Here is a 23,651-nt window from a genome sequence, read left to right on the forward strand (position 1 = left end):
AACGGACAATAAGCTAAATTATGAGTGATTTTTCCCGTTTAAATAACCTGTTAGAGCAGCTTAAACAGAACGCTGCGCAATTAGATCGCCGCCGTGGTGAGCATCACCAACCGCTGTTTGATGAGGTGCTATTTCACTGCCACGGTAAACTGCTGACGCCATGTGTTCAGGAAGCACAAAGTACCCTGACCACTATTTTGCGTGAACAGGAGGCGGGTAAACTGACTCAGCCGCGTGCTGAATATCTGACGGAGCGCCTCCTGGCCCAGATCAGTGCCATTCAGCGCGAGTTATCCACCCAGGCAATCCGCAAAAGTGAACCAAAACACAGCAGCTATTATCGCAAACCCATCAGCGACCTGTATCAGGAGCTTGCCCAGCACCAGGAGTGGGAACGCCGTCTGATGGAGATGGTCAGAGACAAACAATACGCCCTCGATAGCGCCCCGGCCTTCCAAAAACAAGTGGCCCAGACAGCATTGCTGACTGTTGAGCAGAGACTAAAACGCTGTCAGGATGCCAAAGCTAAAATTGAAAAACAGATTACTTACAGAGAGAAGAACCAGTAATGAACGAGCCTAATGTTCCCCTCAGTGATGCACCGGATGAAATTAAACTGGCCGTTGATTTGATTTACCTGCTGGAAAGCAATGAGGTTGACCCTGAAGTTGCGCTCAAAGCCCTCGAATTCGTCAAGGCTGATCTGGAACACAAGATTGCTCAGTCATCCTGATAAACGAGTTTATAGCCAGAGAGTTCTTAGGCACGAGCACAACCCGCCTTCCTGCGGTCAAAAAGAAAAAGCGAGAGTAGCCTCTACGCCACCCTCGCTTTTCGCACTGTCAGTAATTCAGCTCACTATGGGCAGAACGTCCGTCAACAGACTTACCATTCCACACACACCTTTCCAAAGTGTTGCCCGCTGGCCTGATAAGCAAAAGCTTCGGCCAGTTGCTCAAACCGGAACGTTTTGTCGATAACCGGGCGCAAACCATTTTGCTCAAGCGCAGTGATAAACTCCTGCTGATCCTGGCGACTGGCAACGATCAACCCCTGCAAACGGCCCTGTTTAGCCATCAGGGTCGCGGTCGGTAAATCACCCTGCACGCCGGTCAGCACACCAATCAGGGCGATATGACCGCCGACTCTGATTGCATTGATTGACTGAGCAAGGGTGCCGGGACCACCCACTTCCACCACATGATCCACCCCCAGCCCGTCAGTCATTCGCAGCACTTCCTGTGCCCACTCAGGTTGGGTGCGATAGTTGATCACGTCATCGGCGCCCAAAGCCTTCACCTTGGCCAGTTTTTCATCAGAAGACGACGTTGCAATTACCCGGGCGCCCATGGCTTTAGCAATCTGAATTGCTGCGATCGAAACTCCGCCGGTACCCAGGGTTAACACAGTGGCCCCCGCTTTCAGCTGGCCATCAACCACCAACGCACGCCATGCCGTCAGTGCAGCCGTCGTAATCGTGGCCGATTCAGCATGACTCCAGCCTTGCGGAGCTTTGGTGAATGCGTTAACCGGTCGCACAACAAACTCAGCTGCCATACCTTGTACGCCATCGCCCGGCGTATGCCCAAAGTGACCAACACCCGCAAATGCTTTACCCGCCACCCAGTTGGGAAAGAAGGTCGACACCACACTGTCACCCACAGCAAATTCCATCACACCATCACCGATAGCTTCAACAATACCTGCGCCATCCGACATCAGGATACGATCCGCTTCTGTCGGTACTGTGCCATTTGCAACCAGCAGATCATGGAAATTCAGTGAACTTGCTTTGATCGCGACCCGGATCTCGCCCGGACCAGGCTGACCAGGATCGGCAACTTCACTGACAACTATCTGTTCAAGACCACCGGGTTGAGTCAACGTTAACGCTTTCATGAAACCTTCCTTCAATTGTAATTACGCCTATTCAGGACCAAGAATGCAATGGGCATCACTGTAGCAATGGATAGCACTGTAGCAATAAATACCGCAGTTTTCGAATGCCAGCGGATTCAGTGATGCATGCAAAAGCCGTTCATTTCTCTTCATCCGCAATGCGGCGATTGTCTGTAAACAACAGCGAAAAGTGTTACTATTCCGGCTAATAGAAAACCACCACAGCATTCAAGGGGTTCCAGTTTATATGAAAGTGATAAGCTTTAACATCAACGGCTTGCGAGCACGCTTGCATCAACTGCAGGCGGTGATCGACAAACACCAGCCGGACGTGATCGGCCTGCAGGAAATTAAAGTACACGATGAGGCATTCCCGTTAGCGGATGTCGAAGCGATGGGCTACAAAGTTTACTTCCACGGCCAGAAAGCACATTACGGAGTGGCCATGCTATGTAAGCAAGAGCCGATTGAAGTGCGCAAAGGTTTCCCGACCGACAGTGAAGAACACCAGAAGCGCATGATTATGGCCACCTTCCTCAATGAGCAAGGTGAAAAAGTGACCGTGCTCAACGGTTACTTCCCGCAAGGCGACAGCATTCATCACGAAACTAAGTTTCCGTACAAGCGTCAGTTCTACCGCGACCTCATGACCTACCTGCATGATTACCATACCCCTGATGACCAGTTAATCGTGATGGGTGATATCAACATCAGCCCTATCGATCTTGATATCGGTATTGGCGAACCGAACCGTAAGCGCTGGCTGAAAACCGGTAAGTGCTCGTTCCAGCCGGAAGAGCGCGAGTGGTTGCATACATTGCTGAACTGGGGCTTTGAGGACACATTCCGTAAGTTGCACCCTTCAGTCGACGACCAGTTTTCGTGGTTTGATTACCGCTCTCGCGGCTTCGATGATAACCGCGGACTGCGGATTGACGTGATTCTGGCGACACCGGCCTTGGCGGCGAAATGTAGCGAATCCGGAATTGATTATGAGCTGCGTGGTATCGATAAGCCATCCGATCACGCGCCGATCTGGTCGACCTTCAGCGCTTAATCTGGGTTCAACCCTCACGTGAGCACAAATACAAATAGCCCTGCAGATGCAGGGCTATTTGTATTTGTCTCTTTCTGTTCACTAACCGATAGGCATTAACTCAGTGGGCGCAAATAAGCCAGAAAACGTTTTTCGGCTTGTTTGAAACACCAGATGATGATAAAGGTCAGGCACATGTAGAACAGACCTGCCGTCAGGAAAGACTCAAAAGGTGCATAGTAGCGCGAGTTAACCAGACGAGCGGCGCCGGTTAAATCCATAATGGTTACGATACCCGCGACCGCACTACCGTGAACCATAAAGATCACTTCATTGCTGTAGGCCGGCAGTGCGCGGCGCAATGCACTTGGCAAGATAATGCGGCGATAAATCTTCCAGGTCCCCATACCGTAAGCTTTAGCGGCTTCCACTTCACCTTTTGGCAGGCCATTGATGGCGCCGCGGATGATTTCTGCTGTATAAGCAGAGGTGTTAAACACAAATGACACCAGCGCGCAGAACCAGGCGTTTTCCCACAGAGTATCTTTAACCGGGAAAAACTGGTCCATACCGTAGTAAATCAGGTACAGCTGCACCAGCAGCGGGGTACCGCGGAAAAAGTAGATATAAGCCCATGCCGGAGCGTTAAACAGATAATTGCGGCTGTTGCGTGCAATCGCTAACGGAATAGCGATGCTCAGACCGATAATTAACGACAGACCAACCAGCCATACCGTGGTCCACAGGCCGCTGAAGTAGATAGGTAAACTATCAATGATTAATGAAAAGTCCATATCTACCTCATATGAATACTGAATTTGCGTTCAACCAGTTTCAGTAAACCGGTAGAAATGCTGGTAAAGACCAAAAAGATGATCGACACCGCCATGTAAAAAGTGAACGGCATTTTCGTTGAACCGGCAGCGAGCGAGCTGACCCGCACCATGTCTTCCAGACCGATGATTGAAACCAGAGCGGTGGTTTTCAGCAGTACCAGCCAGTTGTTACCGAAACCCGGTAAGGCGTGACGTACCATCTGCGGCAGCAGAATACGGCGGAACGCCAGCACTGAGCTCATGCCATACGCTTTAGCGGCTTCCATTTCGCCTTTGTCGACCGCCATGATCGCACCACGAAATGTCTCAGCCATGTAGGCACCGAAGATAAATCCGATCGTCAGTACACCGGCGATAAACGGACTGACATCAATGTAATCCGGCAGATAAGAAACCCACTCGTGATTCGGATCACTGGAAGTGAACCAGTTATTCAGCCACTCATTGATGGCATACAAGCTGTTGTTAAGCAGGATCTGTCCGCCAAAGAAAATCAACATCATCAGCACCAGATCCGGGATGCCGCGAATAATAGTGGTGTAAACGGTCGCGACTGCGCGCGCCGAACGATAAGGTGACATTTTGGCAAGTGCACCCAACATACCAAGTACCATCGCAAGCAGCAGTGATAACAACGCCACTTCGATGGTCAGAACCGCCCCATTTAGAATAGAGGCTTCATATCCCTGTAAATCCAGCATAAAAAATGTTTCCTAGTCCTAGGGTCAATCCGGTTAACTCAATGGATTCGCTGTTCTCTCGAAAGAGTCATGTTAGTCACACAGGATCACCTGACCCTAAACACCTGGTTGCCGGGTACTGCTACGAACTAGGAGCCAGCAACCAGGAATGCCTTCTGTCTTTCAGCGCGGCCTTATGGCCGGCAGCCCAGCATTACCACTGGAGACAAGCGGGCTAATTATTCACCGTAAACGTCGTACTTAAAGTACTTCGCCGCGATCTTCTGGTATTCACCTTTGCTACGCAGCGCGTCGATTGCTGCGTTCAGTTTGTCCGTCAGATCTTTATCTTGTTTGCGAGTCGCGATACCGAAACCTTCACCAAACCATTTTGGATCAGTCAGAGAAGGGCCAACGAATTCGTAGTTTTCGCCACCTTCTTTGTTCAGCACGCCATCTTCCAGCGCTGAAGCATCGCCCAGTACAGCGGCAATACGACCGTTTGCCAAGTCAAGGTAAGCTTCATCAAATGAACCGTAACGAACAATTTCTACCGAGTCACCATAGTTATCTGTCAGGTATTTGTCGTGAGTAGTCGCACGCTGCACACCAATTTTCACACCTTTCAGACCATCAGCAGAAAAATCCAGGTTAGCGCCTTTCTTAGCGATAAATTTATTTGGAATCAACGCGTACTTATGAGTAAAGTCGACCTTCTTACGACGTTCGTCAGTGATAGACATCGCCGCAATAATCGCATCGTACTTACGCGCCAGCAGTGACGGAATAATACCGTCCCAGTCCTGAGGGACGATCTTACATTGCACCTGCATTTCTGCGCACAATGCATTGGCCATATCCACATCAAAACCCTGCAGTGAACCATCTGCTTCAGTCCAGCTGAACGGCGGGTACGCGCCTTCAATACCGAAGCGTACGGTTGTCCATTCTTTAGCCTGTGCAACACCTGTTGCAGCTGTCGCGGCTAATGCTGCCACTAGTAACCACTTTTTCATTTCCATACTCCTGTGATCGTATTGTTTTGTTTATAAAATTTTTAATTAAAAAAATTAGTATAGGTGAACTGTCCGTCGCTGCCGTCTTACATCCTGTGCAGACCACATGACTCCTCTGCTTTATCGTCGGTACGAAGGCAATAAACTCAGTAAATCGAGGAAATAAACTGCTTCAGACGCTGTGAATCCGGATTCTTAAATAATTTAGCCGGATCACCCTGCTCTTCAACCCGTCCCTGATGCAAGAACATCACGTGGTTAGACACATCGCGGGCAAACGCCATTTCATGCGTCACCACCAGCATGGTGCGGCCTTCTTCGGCCAAGTCCCGCATTACGCCTAAAACCTCACCAACCAACTCGGGATCGAGAGCTGATGTCGGTTCATCAAACAGCATCACTTCCGGATCGACAGCTAAAGCCCGCGCAATCGCGGCACGTTGCTGCTGACCACCGGACAGGTGACCCGGATAATAATCACGCCGTTCGTATAAACCTACTTTTTTCAGCAATAGTTCGGCATTTTCAATAGCTTGTGCTTTAGGTACACCAAGAACGTGCACCGGAGCTTCAATCACGTTCTCCAGTACCGTCATGTGTGACCACAGATTGAAGCCCTGAAAAACCATCGCCAGGCGTGAACGGATACGCTGCACCTGTTTTTCATTGGCTGGTGAAGAGTGACCCTGACGGTCTTTCTTCATCTGAATTTGTTCGCCCTTAACCCAAATATCCCCTGCTGTCGGGGTTTCGAGCAAGTTAATGCATCTTAGAAAGGTACTTTTACCCGAGCCGGATGATCCGATAATCGAAATTACGTCACCCTTGTGAGCCTGAAGAGAAATGCCCTTCAGTACTTCATTCTGGCCAAAAGTTTTGTGCAGGTCTTTTATATCCAGCGCTGGTACATCTGTCATGCGCTCTAACTCCCTGAATTTTATATCTGTCGAGCTTTCGCTCTTAATTTTCGATACAAACTAGCATTGTCACCCTTAACATGCAACAAATTATTAACCTGCAAAACAATGATATTTAGTTGTTTTATCTGAGTATAAATTCATATTTTAGCCAATTCATCTTCAAAATACGCATATAAACACATTGTACAAGCACAATATTCCACTCAGATTCATTAACATTTTCGTAAAAACACGAACTGGTACTAAATTTATCATTAACACATTTCACGTTTTGCTAAATGTCTGTGTTCCACTTTGGAAATGGTAGTAAACATTACACACTGAAATATATTTTCCTGATGACTGAACGTTATGTGGCTGATTTCTCTCCCAATATGTAGCTTTCTTTCATTTCGCTTCTTTACCTGATCAAGATCAATCAGCCTCCGATTTAAGCACGTTAAACTCGCCACTAATAAAAGTATTAATAATACCATCCACTTTATGGGGTTAACTGTCTCCGCACCGGCTCTCAGCCCGTGCGGTCAAGGTTTCACCCTGTGTACAACGACGTGTTTTTCAAAATTAAATCAAAAATTACTTACTTTTAAATATGAGGAATCTATGTCAGACGTAGCCAACCTAGAGCGCTCAGACATCGACACACAGAGCTACAGTGAGCTCCATCGTCCTGCATCTGAGTTTGCAAGCCGTTCCGATTATCTTGATCACGAACTGCAGATCATGAAACCGCGCCGTTTCGGTCTCAATTTGCCCGGACGTGATTTTCGTTTTGAACTGGAAGACCTGGTCCCCGCTCTGGCTGGTACTATCGGTATTATCGCGATGTATTCTGCGGTGATGATGTCCTGGGCCGATGGCCTGACTCAAGCCTGGGACCATATTAACCTCGGTAAAGAGTTCGCGATCGAAGTCTCCCGGGTAGAAATGCTGCTGCCAGCACTGTTTTTCTGTGTGCTGGCCTCTGGCTTTATTAACCCCAAAGCCAACCTGGCAGGCAACCACGGACCAATGATCCCTCTTATCGGCTCTATTGCACTGGCCGGTGCCCACCCTCTTGCATTGGCTATCCTGCTTGGCGTATTCGGTTTACTGCTGAGCTACTTTAAGGGTGGCTCCAAGCTGGTCAACCTGACCTCTGAAGGCACTGCCGGTGGTCTGCTCATCTTCCTTGGTTTTACCGGTACCATGAGTCAGATTACTTCGATTCAAACCTGGGCCACCAACCTGCAGTCTGCGGATGTCGTGGCGGGAAGCATGGGCTATGTCGGCTTAGTCGTACTGGGCATCAACATCGTTATCTACGCGATTCTGGCCAAGTTAAGTCTGCGCTGGCTGGCTATCCCGGTCTGTGCAATGAGCGGGCTGCTGATCGCCATGGTATTTGGCGCGGGTTTTGATTTGCGTTTTGAAACCCAGATGGGTCTGCCAAACCTGAACCCGGTCTACTGGTGGGGATCAACGACAGAAGGCTGGATGCTGGGTCTGCCAAATCTGCAACACTTCATCGCTTCGCTGCCGTTTGCCATCCTCGCCGTTGCAATGTGGTCACCGGACTTTCTGGGTCACCGAATCTTCCAGGAGCTCAACTATCCGCGTAAGACTGAAAAAGTGCTGATGGACGTCGATGACACCATGACCATGTGTTCCGTTCGTCAAATGGTGGGCACGGCACTGGGTGGCGGTAACATCACTTCGTCATGGGGCACCTATATGATTCCTGCGGCTATCGCTAAACGTCCGATTCCCGGTGGCGCTATTATTCTCGGTCTGCTGGTCATGACCATCGCTATTCTTGGCTTCCCGATGGACGTTGCCGTCTGGCCACCGGTCATGCGCTGTGCCCTGCTGGTTGGCGTGTTCCTGCCCCTGCTGGAAGCAGGCATGCAAATGATTAAAGACACCAAATCGTCACAAGCAGCTGGTATCTGTATTTTCGGCTCAGCCGTGGTTAACCCGGTTCTTGCCTGGGCACTGACGATGCTGCTGGATAACAACGGTTTGATTGGTGACAAAGAGCGCGCCGCTAAGCTTTCCTTTGTTGATAAAGTGATCATTCCGGGTGGTGTGTTAATTATCTGTTTAGTGGCTATGCTTGCTGTGGGCATGCTAGAGAGCCAGTACGGCTTGCAAGCATGGCTGCACTGATAGGCGACATGAATCAACCGCATTGATAGCGCTTCGGCCTGTGACTTTAAAGTGGCTGACCGCAGTGAATTCAGCAACATTCTTGGGTAGTGCCAGTCACTACCCAAACTTTATTTTAATTTTTTAACTTTTATTGATTTAGTTTAAGGTTTGCGGATTTTTTTTAGCTTAAATTGTCAATCAAGGGAAACAAATACCAATATCTATATTCAAACAGGTGAGTATCTTTTTCGTGAAGTGAACTAGGATACCAAATTAAATTTGAATACAGATATTGTTATTAAGAGTGTACTGCTTCTCTCCTGTCAGAGAGATAGCTGGCTCAACGGCGAAACAGTACGTATATTTTTTTGCTACTAAAAAGGTAGGTATGTCATGGCAGAGCAATTTGCTAAAGCTTGGGAAGGTTTTGCAGCAGGTGACTGGCAAAACGAAGTAAACGTTCGTGATTTCATTCAGAAGAACTACACACCGTACGAAGGCGACGAATCTTTCCTTGTTTCTGAAGGTACTGAAGCAACCAACAAGCTTTGGGCACAGGTAATGGAAGGCATCAAACAGGAAAACTCCACCCACGCTCCTGTTGATTTTGATACTTCAGTTATCTCTACCATCACTGCTCACGATGCAGGCTACATCAATAAAGATCTGGAAACGATTGTTGGTCTTCAGACTGAAAAACCACTGAAACGTGCCATCATCCCTAACGGCGGTATCCGCATGGTTGAGGGTTCTTGTAAAGTGTACGGCCGTGAGCTGGATCCTCAAGTCTCAAAAATCTACTCCGAGTACCGTAAAACTCACAACCAGGGTGTATTTGATATCTACACACCTGACATCATCAAATGTCGTAAGTCCGGCGTTCTGACCGGTCTGCCAGATGCCTACGGACGTGGCCGTATCATCGGTGACTACCGTCGTATCGCTCTGTACGGTATCGACTTCCTGATGAAAGACAAATTTGCTCAGTTCAGCTCTCTGCAAGCGAAATTCGAAAATGGCGAAGATCTGCAACTGACCATGCAACTGCGTGAAGAAGTGGCTGAACAGCACCGTGCGCTTGGCCAAATCAAAGAGATGGCAGCAAAATACGGCTACGATATTTCTCGTCCGGCTGAAACCGCACAAGAAGCGATTCAGTGGACTTACTTCGGCTACCTGGCTGCAGTGAAATCGCAAAACGGCGCGGCCATGTCTCTGGGTCGTACTTCAACCTTCCTGGATGTGTACATTCAGCGTGATATCGAAGCGGGTAAACTGACTGAGGACCAAGCTCAGGAAATGATCGACCACTTCGTGATGAAACTGCGTATGGTACGTTTCCTGCGCACTCCTGAGTACGATGAACTGTTCTCTGGCGACCCAATCTGGGCAACGGAATCTATGGGCGGTATGGGCCTTGACGGCCGTACACTGGTCACTCGGACTAACTTCCGCTTCCTGAACAGCCTGTACACCATGGGTCCTTCTCCAGAGCCAAACATCACTGTGCTTTGGTCTGAAAGCCTGCCTGAAGGCTTCAAGAAGTTCTGTGCGAAAGTGTCTATCGACACCTCATCTATCCAGTATGAGAACGATGACCTGATGCGTCCGGACATGGAATCTGACGACTACGCCATTGCATGTTGTGTATCACCAATGGTGGTCGGCAAACAGATGCAGTTCTTCGGTGCTCGTGCCAACCTGGCAAAAACCATGCTGTACACCATCAACGGTGGTGTGGATGAGAAACTGAAAATCCAGGTCGGCCCTAAGATGGAAAAAATCAGCGCCGAAGTTCTGGACTACGATGACCTGATGCAACGCATGGACCACTTCATGGACTGGCTGGCAAAACAGTACGTTACTGCACTGAACGCGATTCACTTCATGCATGACAAATACAGCTATGAAGCGTCTCTGATGGCTCTGCATGATCTGGACGTGAAACGTACTATGGCATGCGGTATTGCTGGTCTGTCTGTTGCGGCTGACTCTCTGTCTGCTATCAAGTACGCGAAAGTGAAACCAGTACGTGACGAAGACGGCGTAGCGATCGACTTCCAAATCGAAGGCGATTACCCTAAATTTGGTAACAACGACCCTCGTGTTGATGATATCGCTTGCCAGCTGGTCACCATGTTCATGAACAAGATTCGTGCACTGAAAACTTACCGCAATGCGATTCCGACTCAGTCTATCCTGACTATCACTTCAAACGTGGTATACGGTAAGAAAACAGGTACGACACCTGACGGTCGTAAAGCAGGCGCGCCATTTGCACCGGGTGCTAACCCAATGCACGGCCGTGATGAGAAAGGCGCCGTCGCCTCTCTGACTTCAGTCGGTAAACTGCCGTTTGCAGATGCGAAAGATGGTATCTCGTACACCTTCTCTATCGTACCAAATGCACTGGGTAAAGATACTGAAGCGCAAAAAGCGAACCTGGCAGGTCTGATGGATGGTTACTTCCACCACGAAGCGGGTATCGAAGGTGGTCAGCACCTGAACGTGAACGTACTGAACCGTGAAACGCTGCTTGATGCAGTGAAACATCCAGAGAAATATCCGCAGTTGACTATCCGTGTATCCGGTTACGCAGTGCGCTTTAACTCTCTGACTACTGAGCAGCAACAAGACGTTATCGCTCGTACTTTCACTGACTCACTGTAATCGCTGAGCTGATTAACACACTCTGTTAATGCGCAATCCCCGCTCCTGGAGCGGGGATTTTTCTTATCAACAGGCATCACCGCCTGCGCTCTGTATTCGATACCAACAACAGCAGCGCCCGGAGATTTGTTTAACGCAGTGATAGTAACAACCTACTGATTCATAAAAAGTTCAATACTGAGAATGCACCCTCAGTGGCGAGATGTCGCACGCAAATTTAACCTCACTTAAGGTAAGGTAAAGCTATTTTCACCCCCCCTTTTTGTAATAAAATAACGAAAACAGTCAGCAAACGAGAGCAGCTTATGTCTACTACTGGTCGTATCCATTCTTTTGAGTCTTGCGGTACCGTTGATGGTCCGGGAATCCGATTCATTATTTTTCTGCAGGGTTGCTTATTCCGTTGCAAATATTGTCATAACCGCGATACCTGGGATACCCATGTCGGCAAGGAAGTGACGGTCGATGAAATCATCACAGAAGCCAAATCCTACCGCCACTTTATGCGCGCATCCGGCGGTGGCGTCACCTGTTCCGGTGGCGAATCTATGCTACAACCTGAATTTGTGCGTGACTTTTTCCGCGCAGCTCAGGCTGAGGGCATGCACACTTGCCTCGATACCAACGGTTATATTCGTAAATACACGCCTGTTATTGATGAAGTGCTTGAAGCAACCGATCTGGTGATGCTGGACATCAAACAGATGCAGGATGAAATTCATCAGGATCTGGTGGGAGTCTCCAACAAACGTACCCTGGATTTTGCCCGTTATCTGCATAAACTGGGTAAAACCACGTGGCTGCGTTATGTCGTGGTACCGGGGTATACCGATGACGAAGAGTCAGCCCACCTGCTTGGCCAGTTTATCCAGGATATGGACAATATAGAGAAAATTGAACTGCTGCCTTATCACAAACTGGGGGCACACAAATGGGAAGCGATGGGCGAAGAGTATCCGCTTGAAGGCGTTAATCCGCCGAGTAAAGAAACCATGGATAACATCGTAGCAGTTCTTGAGCAGTATCACTCAAACGTAAAATACTGATTTAATCTGCGCCGCGAATCGTAAACAATACCAGCCTGATGCTGGTATTGTTTTGGAGTTTACGTGGCGCCTGAAACTGTCTTCTCTCTGATCGTCGCCCTGACCTTTGTTGTCATTGCCTTGCGCGATGTGCGGACCAATTTCTGGCCCAAGTTTAGCGCTGATAAATCATTTCAGCATCTGACCTTTTTTGTCATCTTCGCCCTGTTTCTGCTCTGGTCAGCGCGCGCCAGTGTCAAGCAAGACCTGCACATTCATTTTCTCGCCCTGACAACATTAACCATGATGTACGGCTGGCGCTGTGCTTATTTCCTAACCATCCCTGTTATTGGCGCCCTGATGACAGTCGGCAGCCTCAGTGCTGCTGGCGCCCTGCATACGCTGATGATTTCTGCGCTGCTGCCAATTTTAATCAGCTACGCAGTTTTTGCTCTCAGTTATCATTATCTGCCACGTAATATTTTTGTATTTATTTTCGTGGCCGGCTTCTTCAATGGCGGTCTTACCGCGCTGCTGCATCTGCTGTTCAACTCGCTGTATCAATACACATTCAGTCGCTACGACTGGGCGACCATCGTCGATAATTACCTGATGCTGGCCCCATTGATCGCTTTTCCGGAGGGGCTACTTAACGGCATGGCCCTGGCCATCCTGTCGGTATTCAAGCCTGAATGGCTGAGAGTCTTTTCAGATCGGGATTACATTTACAATCACTATCACAACAAGTAATCCGCAACTCTGTTTTCGTTACCTTTTGTGCCTGTAATAAGAGCATGCGTGACTGGGTAGCCTGTATCGGACCAGAGCAGAATTTGATCAAAGACGGGAAAGATAATTTTGATTTTCTGACGCAGATAGGTGGTCAGATCAAGATTGACCAATCATGAAAACTGGTAATCTTAATTTAGCAAAATTACACAATTTAACTTTAGTGAGGCCAGCGATGGAAATGACTAACGCACAACGTCTTATCCTGTCTAACCAGTACCAGTTAATGTCTCAGCTCGATCCGGCCAATGCCGCTCAGTACAAACGTCTGCGCACCATTGTAGAGCGTGGTTACGAGCTGCAGATGCGTGAACTCAATAAAGAGTTCGGATGTCTGTCTGAAGCACAATGCCGTGAAGTCATCGATATTATGGAGATGTATCACGCGATGCAGGAATCCCATAACCTGCTCAAAGATGCCGAGCGAGCTGACGTGGATAGCCGTCGCCTGAACTTCCTCGGTTTTGATCTCGCAGCCGAAGCATCGTTGGTCAATTATGTGCGCTTTCTGGTGAATTCAGAAGGACTGTACCCACAATTTGAACAAGGCGACCACCACTTTAACAGCCAGGTACCGATGTTGGATAAATATCGCCGTATGCTGGTGACATGGCATACTTGCCCTCGTCAGTACCATTTATCCGCGGCTGAGCTGCGTCAGATCGTCAGTGCCTGAACACCCTTGTCTTAAGAGCTGTACAGAATAAAGAAAAAGGCCGGATAAATTCCGGCCTTGTCACTTTCAGCATTGGTACATAATACCACTATCAGCACTGGTAAATAATACCAATATCAGAACTGGTACATAATACCAATCGTACCCATGGTCGCAGCACTGGAACCGACCACCGGGCTGTCAGATACTGTACTGTCCAGGTTCGAATAACGGATACCACCGTTAACCTGAATATTCTGCGTCACCTGCCAATAGGCAGAAGCACCGATAAAGTATTGTCCGTCCCATCCGGCGTCAAATTCTCTCAGCCCGGTGCGATCCGATTCCGCTTTCGACACTCCGTACAAATGGTTATTGAGCTGACTCGAGTTGTACGAGTAACCGATACTCGGGGTCAGGCCCCAGTTGCCGAAATTGAACGGCATGCGCCACGCAAGTTCACCGTACAAACCATTGTGCCGCCCGGCCACGTCACCACCAAAGGTCGCTTCCCATACACCAGCCAGGGTGCGCAATTGATAACTGACCCCACCAATAGCGGTGGACTTACGTTTGTCCAGCTGGCGGATCTGCGCATCATCCGAATCTTCCGGCTGTAATGTACGAGGATCATAAGCAAGGCGGAAAATGATATTTTGCTGTGAGCCGCGAGGGAACAGACGGTACCCTGCATTGAAGCCGCGCAAAAACAGGTGTTCGCCTTCATAGCCAATCACAGGGATCACCGTGCGATCCGAGTCTGTGTCCTTATAAACCGCTGGCGAGTACGCCGCCGCCACCCCTACAGACCACGGAGAAGTGTCGGCTTGAGCTGCTGTAGCCATCAGCAGCGCAGCCGCAGCCACGCTTAACGAAGTAGAGTTTAATCGCATACTTTGTGAACTCGTTGCATATGTTTAAGAGCTAACGATGATATATCCTGCCCTGTGCAGACACAATCTTTGCCCCGTTTTTTCTCGGTTTTCCGCCCCAGTCCGGTGATTTCTCATCCTGACCGCCCCTTCATGGCACTGCTTTTGCTGAGGATATATCCAGCATAACCATTGAACATTTAGTTCCTATTCATCGTAAAAACATTGTGAGCGTAAGACGTAATTTCAATCACGAAATTGAAATAAATACATAATCTCTAAGCAAAATCGACAATACCGAACTAGGCTTAAGTTGTTAGGGAATTGTGTTTTTAAGCGGTTGTATGTCACTACGACATTTTTAGAGGGGAATTACTATGAGTATTTTTGACCACTTTCAGGCACGCTATGAAGCAGCCAAGGACGAAGAGCTTTCCATTCAGGAATTTCTTGCTCTGTGTAAAGAAGACAAAAGTGCTTACGCCAATGCTGCCGAGCGCTTACTGATGGCCATTGGCGAACCCAAGCTTGTGGATACGTCCAAAGACTCTCGCCTGAGCCGACTTTTCTCCAACCGGGTCATTTCGCGCTATAAAACGTTCGAAGACTTCTACGGTATGGAGGAAGCCATTGAACAAATCGTTTCTTATCTGAAACATGCGGCTCAAGGCCTTGAAGAACGCAAACAAATTCTGTACTTACTCGGCCCGGTGGGCGGCGGTAAGTCATCGCTGGCTGAAAAACTGAAAGCATTAATGCAACAGATGCCGATTTACGTCTTGTCAGTCAACGGTAAACGCAGTCCGGTCAACGACCATCCATTTTGTCTGTTCGATGTCAACGAAGACGGCGACCTGCTGCAAAAAGAGTATGGTATCGAAAAACGTTACCTGCGCTCAATTATGTCTCCTTGGGCGGCTAAGCGCCTGCATGAATTTGGCGGCGACATCACCAAATTTAAAGTGGTCAAAGTACGTCCTTCCATTCTCGACCAGATTGCCGTGGCGAAAACTGAACCAGGCGATGAAAATAACCAAGACATCTCATCTCTGGTCGGTAAGGTCGACATTCGTCAACTTGAGCACTTCTCACAAGACGATCCTGATGCCTACAGCTACTCAGGGGCGCTGTGTCGTGCCAACCAGGGGTTGATGGAATTCGTCGAGATGTTCAAAGCGCCAATTAAGGTGCTGCACCCGTTACTGACTGCCACACAGGAAGGTAACTATAACGGTACCGAAGGCCTGTCTGCGCTGCCGTTTGACGGCATGATTCTGGCCCACTCTAATGAATCGGAATGGCAGACTTTCCGCAACAACAAGAACAACGAAGCATTTCTCGACCGGGTTTACATTGTGAAAGTGCCATACTGTCTGCGTGTGTCTGAAGAGGTGAAAATTTATCAGAAACTGCTCGACCACAGTGAACTGTCCAACGCGCCGTGCGCGCCAAGCACTCTGGATCTGCTCGCCCAATTCAGTGTGCTGTCACGCTTGAAAGCCCCGGAAAATTCGTCAATCTTCTCGAAGATGAGGGTTTATGACGGTGAAACACTGAAAGACACTGACCCGAAAGCGAAAAGCTATCAGGAATATCGCGATTACGCTGGTGTTGACGAAGGGATGTCCGGCCTGTCGACTCGTTTCGCCTTTAAGATCCTGTCGCGCGTGTTCAACTTCGACCAAATCGAAGTGGCCGCAAACCCGGTCCACCTGTTCTACGTGATTGAACAACAGGTTGAACGCGAACAATTCCCGCAGGAAACCGCCGATCGCTACCTGGAATTTGTGAAAGGTTATCTGGTACCGCGTTATGTCGAGTTCATTGGTAAAGAGATTCAGACCGCTTATCTTGAGTCTTACTCCGAATACGGTCAGAACATCTTCGACCGCTACGTGACGTATGCTGATTTCTGGATTCAGGATCAGGAATACCGTGATCCTGAAACCGGCCAGCTGTTCGACCGCTCAGCCCTGAACAGTGAACTGGAAAAAATTGAAAAAACCGCCGGTATCAGTAATCCGAAGGATTTCCGTAATGAGATCGTTAACTTCGTATTGCGTGCCCGCGCCAACAACAATGGCCAAAATCCGGTTTGGACCAGTTACGAAAAACTGCGTACGGTCATCGAGAAGAAAATGTTCTCCAATACAGAAGAGTTACTTCCTGTTATCTCTTTCAATGCGAAAACCTCTTCTGAAGATCAGAAGAAACACGACAACTTTGTCGCTCGTATGATGGAGAAAGGCTATACAGAGAAGCAAGTACGCTTGCTGTCTGAGTGGTATTTACGCGTGCGTAAATCCTCTTAACAGCTAGCCACCCCTGAGCAAAAAGGTGACGGCGCCCCAAGCGCCTCACCTGACTCCGGTCAGATGAGGGTGACGGCACAACCGTCCCTCATCCATGAGTTCAGGGAATGCCCCAGGCGGTAGGAGCAAGTGATTGCTCACTGAGGGATGTTTACAGGGAGAATCTCATGGCGCAGTTTATCGATAGAAGGTTGAACGGTAAGAACAAGAGCGCAGTCAACAGACAGCGCTTCTTACGCCGTTACAAGGAGCAGATTAAGGAATCGGTTGCCGATGCCGTTAATCGTCGCTCAATCACCAATACCGAAACCGGTGAAGATGTCTCGATTCCGAACCGTGACATCAAAGAGCCCTCTTTCCATCAAGGCAAAGGCGGGCACAGAGAACGCGTTCACCCCGGCAATGACCAGTTCACCCGCGGTGACAAAATTGAACGGCCAAAAAGTGGCCAGGGAGGCGGTTCGGGTGAAGGTGAAGCCAGCCCGGACGGCGAAGGTCAGGACGATTTTGTATTTCAGATTTCCAAAGATGAGTATCTCGATATTCTGTTTGAAGATCTGGAACTGCCTAACCTGGAAAAAAAACCAACTCAACAAGATTACCGAGTGGAAAAATCATCGCTCAGGTTTCCAGACAGCAGGTGTGCCTGCCAATATCGCTATCGTGCGGTCACTGCAGCAATCGCTGGCCCGTCGTACTGCGATGACGGCGGGCAAACGCCGTTTGATGCGTGAACTTGAACTTGAGCTGGATCGCATTCAAAACAGTGAACCGGCACAGTTACTCGAAGAGCGTCGCATCAGGCAGGAGATCGAGGATCTGCGCAAAAAAATCGACAGTGTCCCGTTCATTGACACCTTCGACTTGCGCTTTAAGAACTATGAGAAACGCCCGGTACCCTCTAGCCAGGCAGTGATGTTCTGTCTAATGGACGTTTCCGGCTCAATGGATCAGGCGACCAAAGATATCGCCAAACGTTTTTATGTTTTGCTCTATCTGTTCCTGACCAGAACCTATGAAAACGTGGAAGTGGTGTTTATTCGCCACCACACCCAAGCAAAAGAAGTCGATGAACACGAGTTTTTCTACTCGCAGGAAACCGGCGGTACCATAGTCTCCAGCGCACTGAAACTGATGGATGAAATCATCCGGGAACGCTATCCGCTTGGTGAATGGAACATCTATGGCGCACAGGCCTCGGACGGCGATAACTGGGCCGATGACTCGCCGCGCTGTAAAGAGCTGCTGACCAATAAGCTGTTACCGTGTTGTCAGTATTACGCTTACATCGAGATCACGCGTCGTTCACATCAGACACTTTGGCACGAGTACGAAAAACTCCAGCCTTCATTTGGTAATTTTGCCATGAAAAATATCCGCAGTGTGGAAGACATTTTCCCTGTGTTCAGAGAATTGTTCCACAAGGAAACGGCATAAGGGGGAGCGCATATGACGACGAAAACCAAAGCCGCGCCGAAGCGTAAGCCAAAAAGTAAGCTGCTGCCGGATGGTCCGGACTGGACCTTCGACCTGCTGGAGCGTTACCACACCGAAATTAAACGGGTGGCAGAACATTACCGGTTAGACACCTATCAGAACCAGATTGAGGTGATCACCTCTGAGCAAATGATGGATGCCTACTCGAGCATTGGTATGCCGATTAACTATAACCACTGGTCATTCGGTAAAAAGTTCATCCAGACCGAGCAAAACTACAAACATGGCCAGATGGGTCTGGCTTATGAGATCGTAATTAACTCCGATCCGTGTATTGCCTATTTAATGGAGGAAAATACGGTCACCATGCAGGCACTGGTTATGGCCCACGCCTGTTATGGTCATAATTCGTTTTTCAAAGGGAACTACCTATTCCAGACCTGGACCGATGCCAGTTCGATCATCGACTATCTACTGTTCGCGAAAAATTACATCGCCGAATGTGAAGAGAAGTACGGTGTCGCGGACGTAGAAAAACTGCTCGACTCCTGTCATGCGCTGATGAATTACGGTGTCGACCGTTACAAACGTCCGGAAAAGATCTCGATAGCGGAAGAAAAAGCGCGTCAGGAAGAGCGTGAGGCCTATCTGCAATCCCAGGTTAACGCCTTGTGGCGCACCGTGCCGAAAAAGGCCCAGGAAGAAGAAGTCCAGCGCCACTTCCCGAGTGAACCGCAGGAAAACATTCTCTATTTTGTCGAGAAGCATGCACCGCTACTCGAGCCCTGGCAGCGCGAAATCGTGCGCATCGTGCGTAAAGTCAGCCAGTATTTCTATCCTCAGAAACAGACTCAGGTAATGAACGAAGGTTGGGCGACCTTCTGGCATTATACCATCCTCAACCATATGTACGACGAAGGCTTGGTTTCAGATAAGTTTATTCTGGAGTTTCTGCACAGCCACACCAGTGTGGTGGCGCAGCCGCCTTATAACAGCCCTTACTACAGCGGTATCAACCCTTATGCACTGGGTTTTGCTATGTTCCGCGACATCCGCCGCATCTGTGAAGAGCCCACTGATGAAGACCGGGAATGGTTTCCTGATCTGGCCGGCAGTGACTGGCTGGACGCCGTGCACTTTGCGATGCATAACTTCAAAGATGAAAGCTTTATCAGTCAGTACTTATCACCCAAACTGATCCGCGATTTTAAACTGTTTGCGATCAGCGATGATGACCATAAAAACTTTATCGAGGTGAGTGCCATCCACGATGACCTGGGCTATCGCCAGATCCGAGAAAAACTGGCGTCCCAATACAATCTCAGTAACTTAGAACCAAACATTCAAGTCTACAACGTGGATGTCAGAGGTGACCGTTCGCTCACGCTGCAATACATTCCACAAGATAGAATTCCTTTAGATCCAAGCTACGAGGAGGTGCTGAAACATATGCACCGTCTATGGGGTTTTGAAGTCAAACTAGAGGAGGTCAAAGAAACAGGAAGACGAGAGATCCTCTCAACCTGCCCAAAGAAGAATGATCACGACAGTAACGTCTGATCTGGGCAAAAAACACAACATCTAACACTCACTTTAATAACAAAGCCCCAGGATTCTGGGGCTTTGCATTTATTAGGTCGAGTTGTCAGGTAACCATGCCGTCAAAGACCGTTCAACCAGCAACTATCTTGCGTACTGCGGCCAAATCTTCCGGAGTATCGACCCCCGCCGGAGGGGCTTCCAGGGCCACGGCTACGTGAATCTTTTCGCCGTACCAGAGAACCCGCAACTGCTCGAGGCTTTCGATTTTTTCCAGCTGACTCGGCTGCCAGTTTATATAGGTATTAATGAAGCCTGCACGGTAAGCATAGATACCAATATGGCGCATCAGCGGTTGCACAATGTTCTTGTCCTGAGCGAAATTATCGCGATCCCAGGGAATCGTGGCACGGCTGAAGTACAGCGCATAGCCATCCTTGTCAGTGACAACTTTAACCGCGTTTGGATTAAACACTTCTTCCGCATCGCTGATTTCCACGGCCAGCGTGGCCATTGGCGCGCTGCTGGCAGCCAGATTATCCGCGACCTGGCGCACAATGCTCGGCGGGATCAGTGGCTCGTCACCCTGCACATTAACAATGATGTGATCATCTTCGATGCCCATCAGTTGCACCACTTCTGCCAGGCGCTCAGTGCCTGACTGATGGTCAGCCGAGGTCATGCACACCGTACCACCAAACGCTTCAACGGCACTTTTCACCCGCTCATCATCTGTTGCGACGATGACACGTTCCGCACCAGCTTGCATTGCCTGTTCGTAAACCCACTGCACCATCGGCTTACCACCAATGTCCGCCAGTGGTTTACCCGGCAAACGGGTTGACTGGTAACGAGACGGAATAACGACCGTAAAAGACATTAGCGTCCCTCATCCATCGACATGGTACGCGCTTCAGTTTCAAGCAGGACCGGGATGCCCTCTTTGATTGGATAAGCCAGGCGGTCTAATTTGCAAATCAGTTCCTGATTATCTTTGTCGTAAGTCAGTTTGCCTTTACATACCGGGCAAGCGACAATCTCAAGCAGACGGTGATCCATACTGTTCCATTACCTCTTTAATAGTTTCCACAATGCACTGTTCATCTTCGGCGGCAATCTGCGCAGATACCGGTAGATACCACCAGTTATCCTGGGCAAAGCCGGTGCATTTCACGGCATCTTTTTCTGTCATTATGACGTTGTCTCCGCGCATGGCGAGCGCCTTCAGCTCGGAGACATCAAAATTCTTATGGTCGGCAAAACTGTGCGTGACTACAGGCGTCGCGCCCAGTTGCTGCAGGGTGTTAAAAAATCGTGGTGGATGACCGATACCGGCCCAGGCCACTACGTTACCCAACTCACTCACCGGCAACTGCTGTTTGGTCACCAGATTGACGGCTAAATCTGCCTGCAGTGTCATGGCAATTTCGCCATCCTGCGCTTCACCGCCATTGGTGATGATAAAATCCACTTCTTTCAGGCGTCGCAAGGATTCGCGCAGTGGTCCCAGAGGGATCATCTGTTCATTGCCAAACCGGCGTACGCCATCCACAACCACAAATTCGATATCACGTTCCAGGGCATAATGTTGCAGCCCGTCATCGGTCACCACTATATCCACACCCTGGGCCAACAAGGTTTTCACCGCGTTGGCCCGCACCGGATCGACGGCAACCGGCACTCCGGTACGCTGCTGAATCAGTTTCGGTTCATCACCGCAGTGCGCAGTCGGCGTCGTGTTCTGTACCAGCAATGGATAACGCGGTGCTTTGGCACCATAACCGCGTGATACCACACCCGGCTTATAGCCTAACTTTTGCAACGTCTCCACCAGCCAGATCACAACCGGTGTTTTACCGTTACCACCCGCGGTGATATTACCCACCACAATCACAGGAATCGGCGCGTGATAACGCTTTTTCTTTCCCGATTCAAAGTCGCGACGGCGTGAGCGGCTTATCATGCCGAACACCCGACTCAGTGGCCACAACAGGGGCCACAATACATATCGCATCGGATGTTGGTGAAACCAAATTTTCTCGATCATGCTCTGTTCACCAGCCAGCGCTTAGCCTTCACCAAACTGGATACGGTGCAGTTGTGCATAAGCGCCGTCTTGTTGCAATAACTCGGCGTGTTTACCACGTTCAATAATTTCACCTTCATCCACAACCAGAATTTCATCTGCTTGTTCGATAGTAGACAAACGGTGCGCAATAACCAGCACAGTTTTGTTCTTCTGCAGTTCATCCAGCGCCGCCTGAATCGCACGTTCTGATTCAGTATCCAGCGCAGACGTCGCCTCATCCAGAATCAGTACCGGCGCATCACGCAGTAAGGCACGGGCAATTGCAATACGCTGACGCTGGCCACCGGACAAGCTGGCCCCGTTCTCACCAATCATAGTGTCCAGACCATCGGCCATGTTATCGATAAAGTCCATCGCATGCGCCAGACGCGCCGCCGCTTCAATCTGCTCGCGACTGTATTCACCTTCCGCTGCATAAGCAATGTTATTGGCAATGGTGTCATTGAACAGATGGACATTTTGCGAAACCAGCGCGAAGTGCTGACGCAGATTAGTCAGTTTATAATCGCGTACATCGTGCCCATCGAGCTCAATGGAGCCAGAATCGACATCATAAAAACGGGTAAACAGGTTCGCTATGGTTGATTTACCCGATCCCGAACGCCCCACCAGAGCCACGGTTTTGCCTTGCGGAATATGGAAACTCACGTGCGATAAAGCCGGCTTTTCTTTACCCTGGTAGGTAAACGTCACATCGTTCACCGCAATGTCACCACGCGCTTTTTCAGTGTGGAAAGAGCCGTTGTCACGTTCTGTCTCCAGCGCCATCAGGTCAAACAGCGTCGAGCTTGCCGCCATACCGCGCTGGAAATCTGAAGTAACGTTGGTCAGTGCTTTTAGTGGACGCATCAAGCCAAACATCGCCGAGAAAATCACGGTAAAGGTGCCCGGAGTCAGTTGGTCACGAATCGAGTCGAAACTTGCCAGATAAAGCACCGCAACCAGCGCCATCGACGCGATCATCTGAATCACAGGGTTGGCGATGGCCTGGGCAGAAACCAGCTTCATCGTTTGCTGACGCATCTTATTGCTGACCGCTTCAAACCGTTTGCGCTCAACATCCTGACCACCATAGCTCAGCACCACTTTATGGCCTTTGAGCATCTGCTCAGCCGATGCCGTGACGTGGCCCATGGTGGTCTGCATGTTTTTCGAGATCTTACGAAAACGTTTCGAGACCACACGGATGCCGACCGCAACCAGAGGAGCCACCACCAGCAGGACCAGCGATAACTCCCAGCTGTTCCAGAACATCAGTACTAACAAGCCGACAATACTGGCACCTTCACGCACAATACTGACCAGCGCTTTACTGGTTGCTCCTGCAACCTGTTCAGTGTCGTAAGTAATGCGCGACAGCAGACCGCCCGTCGATTCACGGTCAAAAAAGCTGACCGGCATGTGCATAAACTGATTAAAAATCCGGCGACGCATCAGCATCACCACGTTGCCTGACACCCAGCTCAGACAGTAGGACGAGACAAAACCACTCATACCGCGCACAAACATCAGGCCGAGAATAATAAATGGCAGAGTCTTAAGAAAGTTGGACTCACTGTTGCCAAAACCTTCGTCCAGCAGAGGCTTCAGCAGGGAAATCATATAAGTATCAGAGACCGCATTAACAACCAGTGCGATAACAGCAACCACGAGCCCTGACTTGTACAGGCGAATGTAGGTCCACAAACGTTTAAAGGTTTGCCAGGTTGTTTCGTCAGAATTCAGTGACATAGATAGGCTTTATTT

The 23,651-nt window shown here is 49.4% G+C and carries 20 protein-coding genes and 1 pseudogene; 11 read left to right on the forward strand and 10 right to left on the reverse strand.

Translation table 11 applies throughout. The features are described 5' to 3' along the window. Positions 1-20: 20 nt before the first annotated feature. Together KNV97_RS12780 and rsmS are read left to right on the forward strand one after the other, a co-directional pair. Positions 21-569 carry a primosomal replication protein gene (locus KNV97_RS12780; protein WP_136484199.1) on the forward strand — a complete coding sequence of 183 codons (549 nt, stop codon included), beginning with the start codon at positions 21-23 and terminating at the stop codon, positions 567-569. Further along, on the forward strand, positions 569-733 hold the full coding sequence (gene rsmS / locus KNV97_RS12785; RefSeq protein ID WP_136484200.1) for a pleiotropic regulatory protein RsmS: 165 nt from the start codon (positions 569-571) through the stop codon (positions 731-733). Before KNV97_RS12780 ends, rsmS begins: the two co-directional genes overlap by 1 nt. A 152-nt stretch (positions 734-885) precedes the next feature. On the opposite strand, the gene KNV97_RS12790 is transcribed toward rsmS, so the two are convergent. Then, a complete protein-coding gene (locus KNV97_RS12790) occupies positions 886-1,899 on the reverse strand; it encodes a zinc-dependent alcohol dehydrogenase family protein (protein WP_218563283.1) in 1,014 nt (337 codons plus the stop codon). A gap of 247 nt (positions 1,900-2,146) precedes the next feature. Between KNV97_RS12790 and xthA the strand changes: the two genes are divergently transcribed. Beyond that, positions 2,147-2,956, forward strand: a complete 810-nt coding sequence (gene xthA, locus KNV97_RS12795; RefSeq protein WP_136484202.1) for an exodeoxyribonuclease III — start codon at positions 2,147-2,149, stop codon at positions 2,954-2,956. A 95-nt stretch (positions 2,957-3,051) separates the two neighbouring features. Here xthA and KNV97_RS12800 read toward each other — a convergent pair whose 3' ends face one another. From KNV97_RS12800 to KNV97_RS12815, 4 genes are all read right to left on the reverse strand, one after another. Further along, on the reverse strand, positions 3,052-3,729 hold the full coding sequence (locus tag KNV97_RS12800; protein ID WP_136484203.1) for an ABC transporter permease: 678 nt from the start codon (positions 3,727-3,729) through the stop codon (positions 3,052-3,054). Between the two features lie 2 nt (positions 3,730-3,731). Further along, a complete protein-coding gene (locus KNV97_RS12805) occupies positions 3,732-4,472 on the reverse strand; it encodes an ABC transporter permease (RefSeq protein WP_218563284.1) in 741 nt (246 codons plus the stop codon). A 218-nt stretch (positions 4,473-4,690) separates the two neighbouring features. Then, positions 4,691-5,467, reverse strand: coding sequence for an ABC transporter substrate-binding protein (locus tag KNV97_RS12810; RefSeq protein ID WP_168796987.1), 777 nt, complete (start codon positions 5,465-5,467; stop codon positions 4,691-4,693). A gap of 146 nt (positions 5,468-5,613) precedes the next feature. Beyond that, positions 5,614-6,384: an ABC transporter ATP-binding protein gene (locus KNV97_RS12815; protein ID WP_136484206.1), complete on the reverse strand. Its 771-nt coding sequence runs from the start codon at positions 6,382-6,384 to the stop codon at positions 5,614-5,616. A gap of 606 nt (positions 6,385-6,990) precedes the next feature. Here KNV97_RS12815 and KNV97_RS12820 point away from each other — a divergent pair. The 5 genes from KNV97_RS12820 to KNV97_RS12840 all read left to right on the forward strand — a co-directional run bounded on the left by KNV97_RS12820 (position 6,991) and on the right by KNV97_RS12840 (position 13,677). Then, positions 6,991-8,535: a DUF3360 family protein gene (locus KNV97_RS12820; RefSeq protein ID WP_218563285.1), complete on the forward strand. Its 1,545-nt coding sequence runs from the start codon at positions 6,991-6,993 to the stop codon at positions 8,533-8,535. 375 nt (positions 8,536-8,910) lie between these two features. Next, positions 8,911-11,187: a formate C-acetyltransferase gene (gene pflB / locus KNV97_RS12825; RefSeq protein WP_218563286.1), complete on the forward strand. Its 2,277-nt coding sequence runs from the start codon at positions 8,911-8,913 to the stop codon at positions 11,185-11,187. 305 nt (positions 11,188-11,492) lie between these two features. Continuing rightward, complete coding sequence (gene pflA, locus KNV97_RS12830; protein ID WP_218563287.1) at positions 11,493-12,233, forward strand: pyruvate formate lyase 1-activating protein; 741 nt, start codon at positions 11,493-11,495, stop codon at positions 12,231-12,233. Between the two features lie 63 nt (positions 12,234-12,296). Continuing rightward, positions 12,297-12,962: an energy-coupling factor ABC transporter permease gene (locus tag KNV97_RS12835; protein ID WP_218563288.1), complete on the forward strand. Its 666-nt coding sequence runs from the start codon at positions 12,297-12,299 to the stop codon at positions 12,960-12,962. A 214-nt stretch (positions 12,963-13,176) separates the two neighbouring features. After that, positions 13,177-13,677 carry a YfbU family protein gene (locus tag KNV97_RS12840; RefSeq protein ID WP_136484211.1) on the forward strand — a complete coding sequence of 167 codons (501 nt, stop codon included), beginning with the start codon at positions 13,177-13,179 and terminating at the stop codon, positions 13,675-13,677. Between the two features lie 116 nt (positions 13,678-13,793). Here KNV97_RS12840 and KNV97_RS12845 read toward each other — a convergent pair whose 3' ends face one another. After that, on the reverse strand, positions 13,794-14,549 hold the full coding sequence (locus tag KNV97_RS12845) for a MipA/OmpV family protein (protein ID WP_218563289.1): 756 nt from the start codon (positions 14,547-14,549) through the stop codon (positions 13,794-13,796). 356 nt (positions 14,550-14,905) lie between these two features. On the opposite strand from KNV97_RS12845, the gene KNV97_RS12850 reads away from it, so the two are divergent. The 3 genes and pseudogenes from KNV97_RS12850 (at position 14,906) to KNV97_RS12860 (ending at position 19,837) form a co-directional block, all read left to right on the forward strand. Then, positions 14,906-16,840, forward strand: a complete 1,935-nt coding sequence (locus KNV97_RS12850; RefSeq protein WP_136484213.1) for a PrkA family serine protein kinase — start codon at positions 14,906-14,908, stop codon at positions 16,838-16,840. Between the two features lie 167 nt (positions 16,841-17,007). Next, positions 17,008-18,277, forward strand: a pseudogene (locus KNV97_RS12855) (YeaH/YhbH family protein). Between the two features lie 12 nt (positions 18,278-18,289). Beyond that, positions 18,290-19,837: a SpoVR family protein gene (locus KNV97_RS12860; protein ID WP_136484215.1), complete on the forward strand. Its 1,548-nt coding sequence runs from the start codon at positions 18,290-18,292 to the stop codon at positions 19,835-19,837. Positions 19,838-19,949: 112 nt separating this feature from the next. Here KNV97_RS12860 and kdsB read toward each other — a convergent pair whose 3' ends face one another. The 4 genes from kdsB to msbA are packed head-to-tail and all read right to left on the reverse strand — an operon-like array spanning position 19,950 to position 23,636. Continuing rightward, positions 19,950-20,696: a 3-deoxy-manno-octulosonate cytidylyltransferase gene (gene kdsB / locus KNV97_RS12865; RefSeq protein ID WP_136484216.1), complete on the reverse strand. Its 747-nt coding sequence runs from the start codon at positions 20,694-20,696 to the stop codon at positions 19,950-19,952. After that, a complete protein-coding gene (locus KNV97_RS12870; protein WP_136484217.1) occupies positions 20,696-20,875 on the reverse strand; it encodes a Trm112 family protein in 180 nt (59 codons plus the stop codon). Before KNV97_RS12870 ends, kdsB begins: the two co-directional genes overlap by 1 nt. Beyond that, positions 20,856-21,863: a tetraacyldisaccharide 4'-kinase gene (gene lpxK / locus KNV97_RS12875; RefSeq protein ID WP_136484218.1), complete on the reverse strand. Its 1,008-nt coding sequence runs from the start codon at positions 21,861-21,863 to the stop codon at positions 20,856-20,858. The genes KNV97_RS12870 and lpxK overlap by 20 nt, the downstream gene beginning before the upstream one ends. Before the next feature lie 21 nt (positions 21,864-21,884). Then, complete coding sequence (gene msbA, locus KNV97_RS12880; protein ID WP_136484219.1) at positions 21,885-23,636, reverse strand: lipid A ABC transporter ATP-binding protein/permease MsbA; 1,752 nt, start codon at positions 23,634-23,636, stop codon at positions 21,885-21,887. Between the last annotated feature and the right edge of the window lie 15 nt (positions 23,637-23,651).

This window comes from Vibrio ostreae (assembly GCF_019226825.1).
In the GTDB taxonomy this organism is placed as follows: Bacteria; Pseudomonadota; Gammaproteobacteria; order Enterobacterales; family Vibrionaceae; genus Vibrio; species Vibrio ostreae.

What these genes read in the sequence shown, in the direction of transcription:
- KNV97_RS12780 (WP_136484199.1), top strand. Translation starts at nt 21, where the DNA reads ATGAGTGATTTTTCCCGTTTAAATAACCTGTTAGAGCAGCTTAAACAG.
- rsmS (WP_136484200.1), top strand. Translation starts at nt 569, where the DNA reads ATGAACGAGCCTAATGTTCCCCTCAGTGATGCACCGGATGAAATTAAA.
- KNV97_RS12790 (WP_218563283.1), bottom strand. Translation starts at nt 1,899, where the DNA reads ATGAAAGCGTTAACGTTGACTCAACCCGGTGGTCTTGAACAGATAGTT.
- xthA (WP_136484202.1), top strand. Translation starts at nt 2,147, where the DNA reads ATGAAAGTGATAAGCTTTAACATCAACGGCTTGCGAGCACGCTTGCAT.
- KNV97_RS12800 (WP_136484203.1), bottom strand. Translation starts at nt 3,729, where the DNA reads ATGGACTTTTCATTAATCATTGATAGTTTACCTATCTACTTCAGCGGC.
- KNV97_RS12805 (WP_218563284.1), bottom strand. Translation starts at nt 4,472, where the DNA reads ATGCTGGATTTACAGGGATATGAAGCCTCTATTCTAAATGGGGCGGTT.
- KNV97_RS12810 (WP_168796987.1), bottom strand. Translation starts at nt 5,467, where the DNA reads ATGAAAAAGTGGTTACTAGTGGCAGCATTAGCCGCGACAGCTGCAACA.
- KNV97_RS12815 (WP_136484206.1), bottom strand. Translation starts at nt 6,384, where the DNA reads ATGACAGATGTACCAGCGCTGGATATAAAAGACCTGCACAAAACTTTT.
- KNV97_RS12820 (WP_218563285.1), top strand. Translation starts at nt 6,991, where the DNA reads ATGTCAGACGTAGCCAACCTAGAGCGCTCAGACATCGACACACAGAGC.
- pflB (WP_218563286.1), top strand. Translation starts at nt 8,911, where the DNA reads ATGGCAGAGCAATTTGCTAAAGCTTGGGAAGGTTTTGCAGCAGGTGAC.
- pflA (WP_218563287.1), top strand. Translation starts at nt 11,493, where the DNA reads ATGTCTACTACTGGTCGTATCCATTCTTTTGAGTCTTGCGGTACCGTT.
- KNV97_RS12840 (WP_136484211.1), top strand. Translation starts at nt 13,177, where the DNA reads ATGGAAATGACTAACGCACAACGTCTTATCCTGTCTAACCAGTACCAG.
- KNV97_RS12845 (WP_218563289.1), bottom strand. Translation starts at nt 14,549, where the DNA reads ATGCGATTAAACTCTACTTCGTTAAGCGTGGCTGCGGCTGCGCTGCTG.
- KNV97_RS12850 (WP_136484213.1), top strand. Translation starts at nt 14,906, where the DNA reads ATGAGTATTTTTGACCACTTTCAGGCACGCTATGAAGCAGCCAAGGAC.
- KNV97_RS12860 (WP_136484215.1), top strand. Translation starts at nt 18,290, where the DNA reads ATGACGACGAAAACCAAAGCCGCGCCGAAGCGTAAGCCAAAAAGTAAG.
- kdsB (WP_136484216.1), bottom strand. Translation starts at nt 20,696, where the DNA reads ATGTCTTTTACGGTCGTTATTCCGTCTCGTTACCAGTCAACCCGTTTG.
- KNV97_RS12870 (WP_136484217.1), bottom strand. Translation starts at nt 20,875, where the DNA reads ATGGATCACCGTCTGCTTGAGATTGTCGCTTGCCCGGTATGTAAAGGC.
- lpxK (WP_136484218.1), bottom strand. Translation starts at nt 21,863, where the DNA reads ATGATCGAGAAAATTTGGTTTCACCAACATCCGATGCGATATGTATTG.
- msbA (WP_136484219.1), bottom strand. Translation starts at nt 23,636, where the DNA reads ATGTCACTGAATTCTGACGAAACAACCTGGCAAACCTTTAAACGTTTG.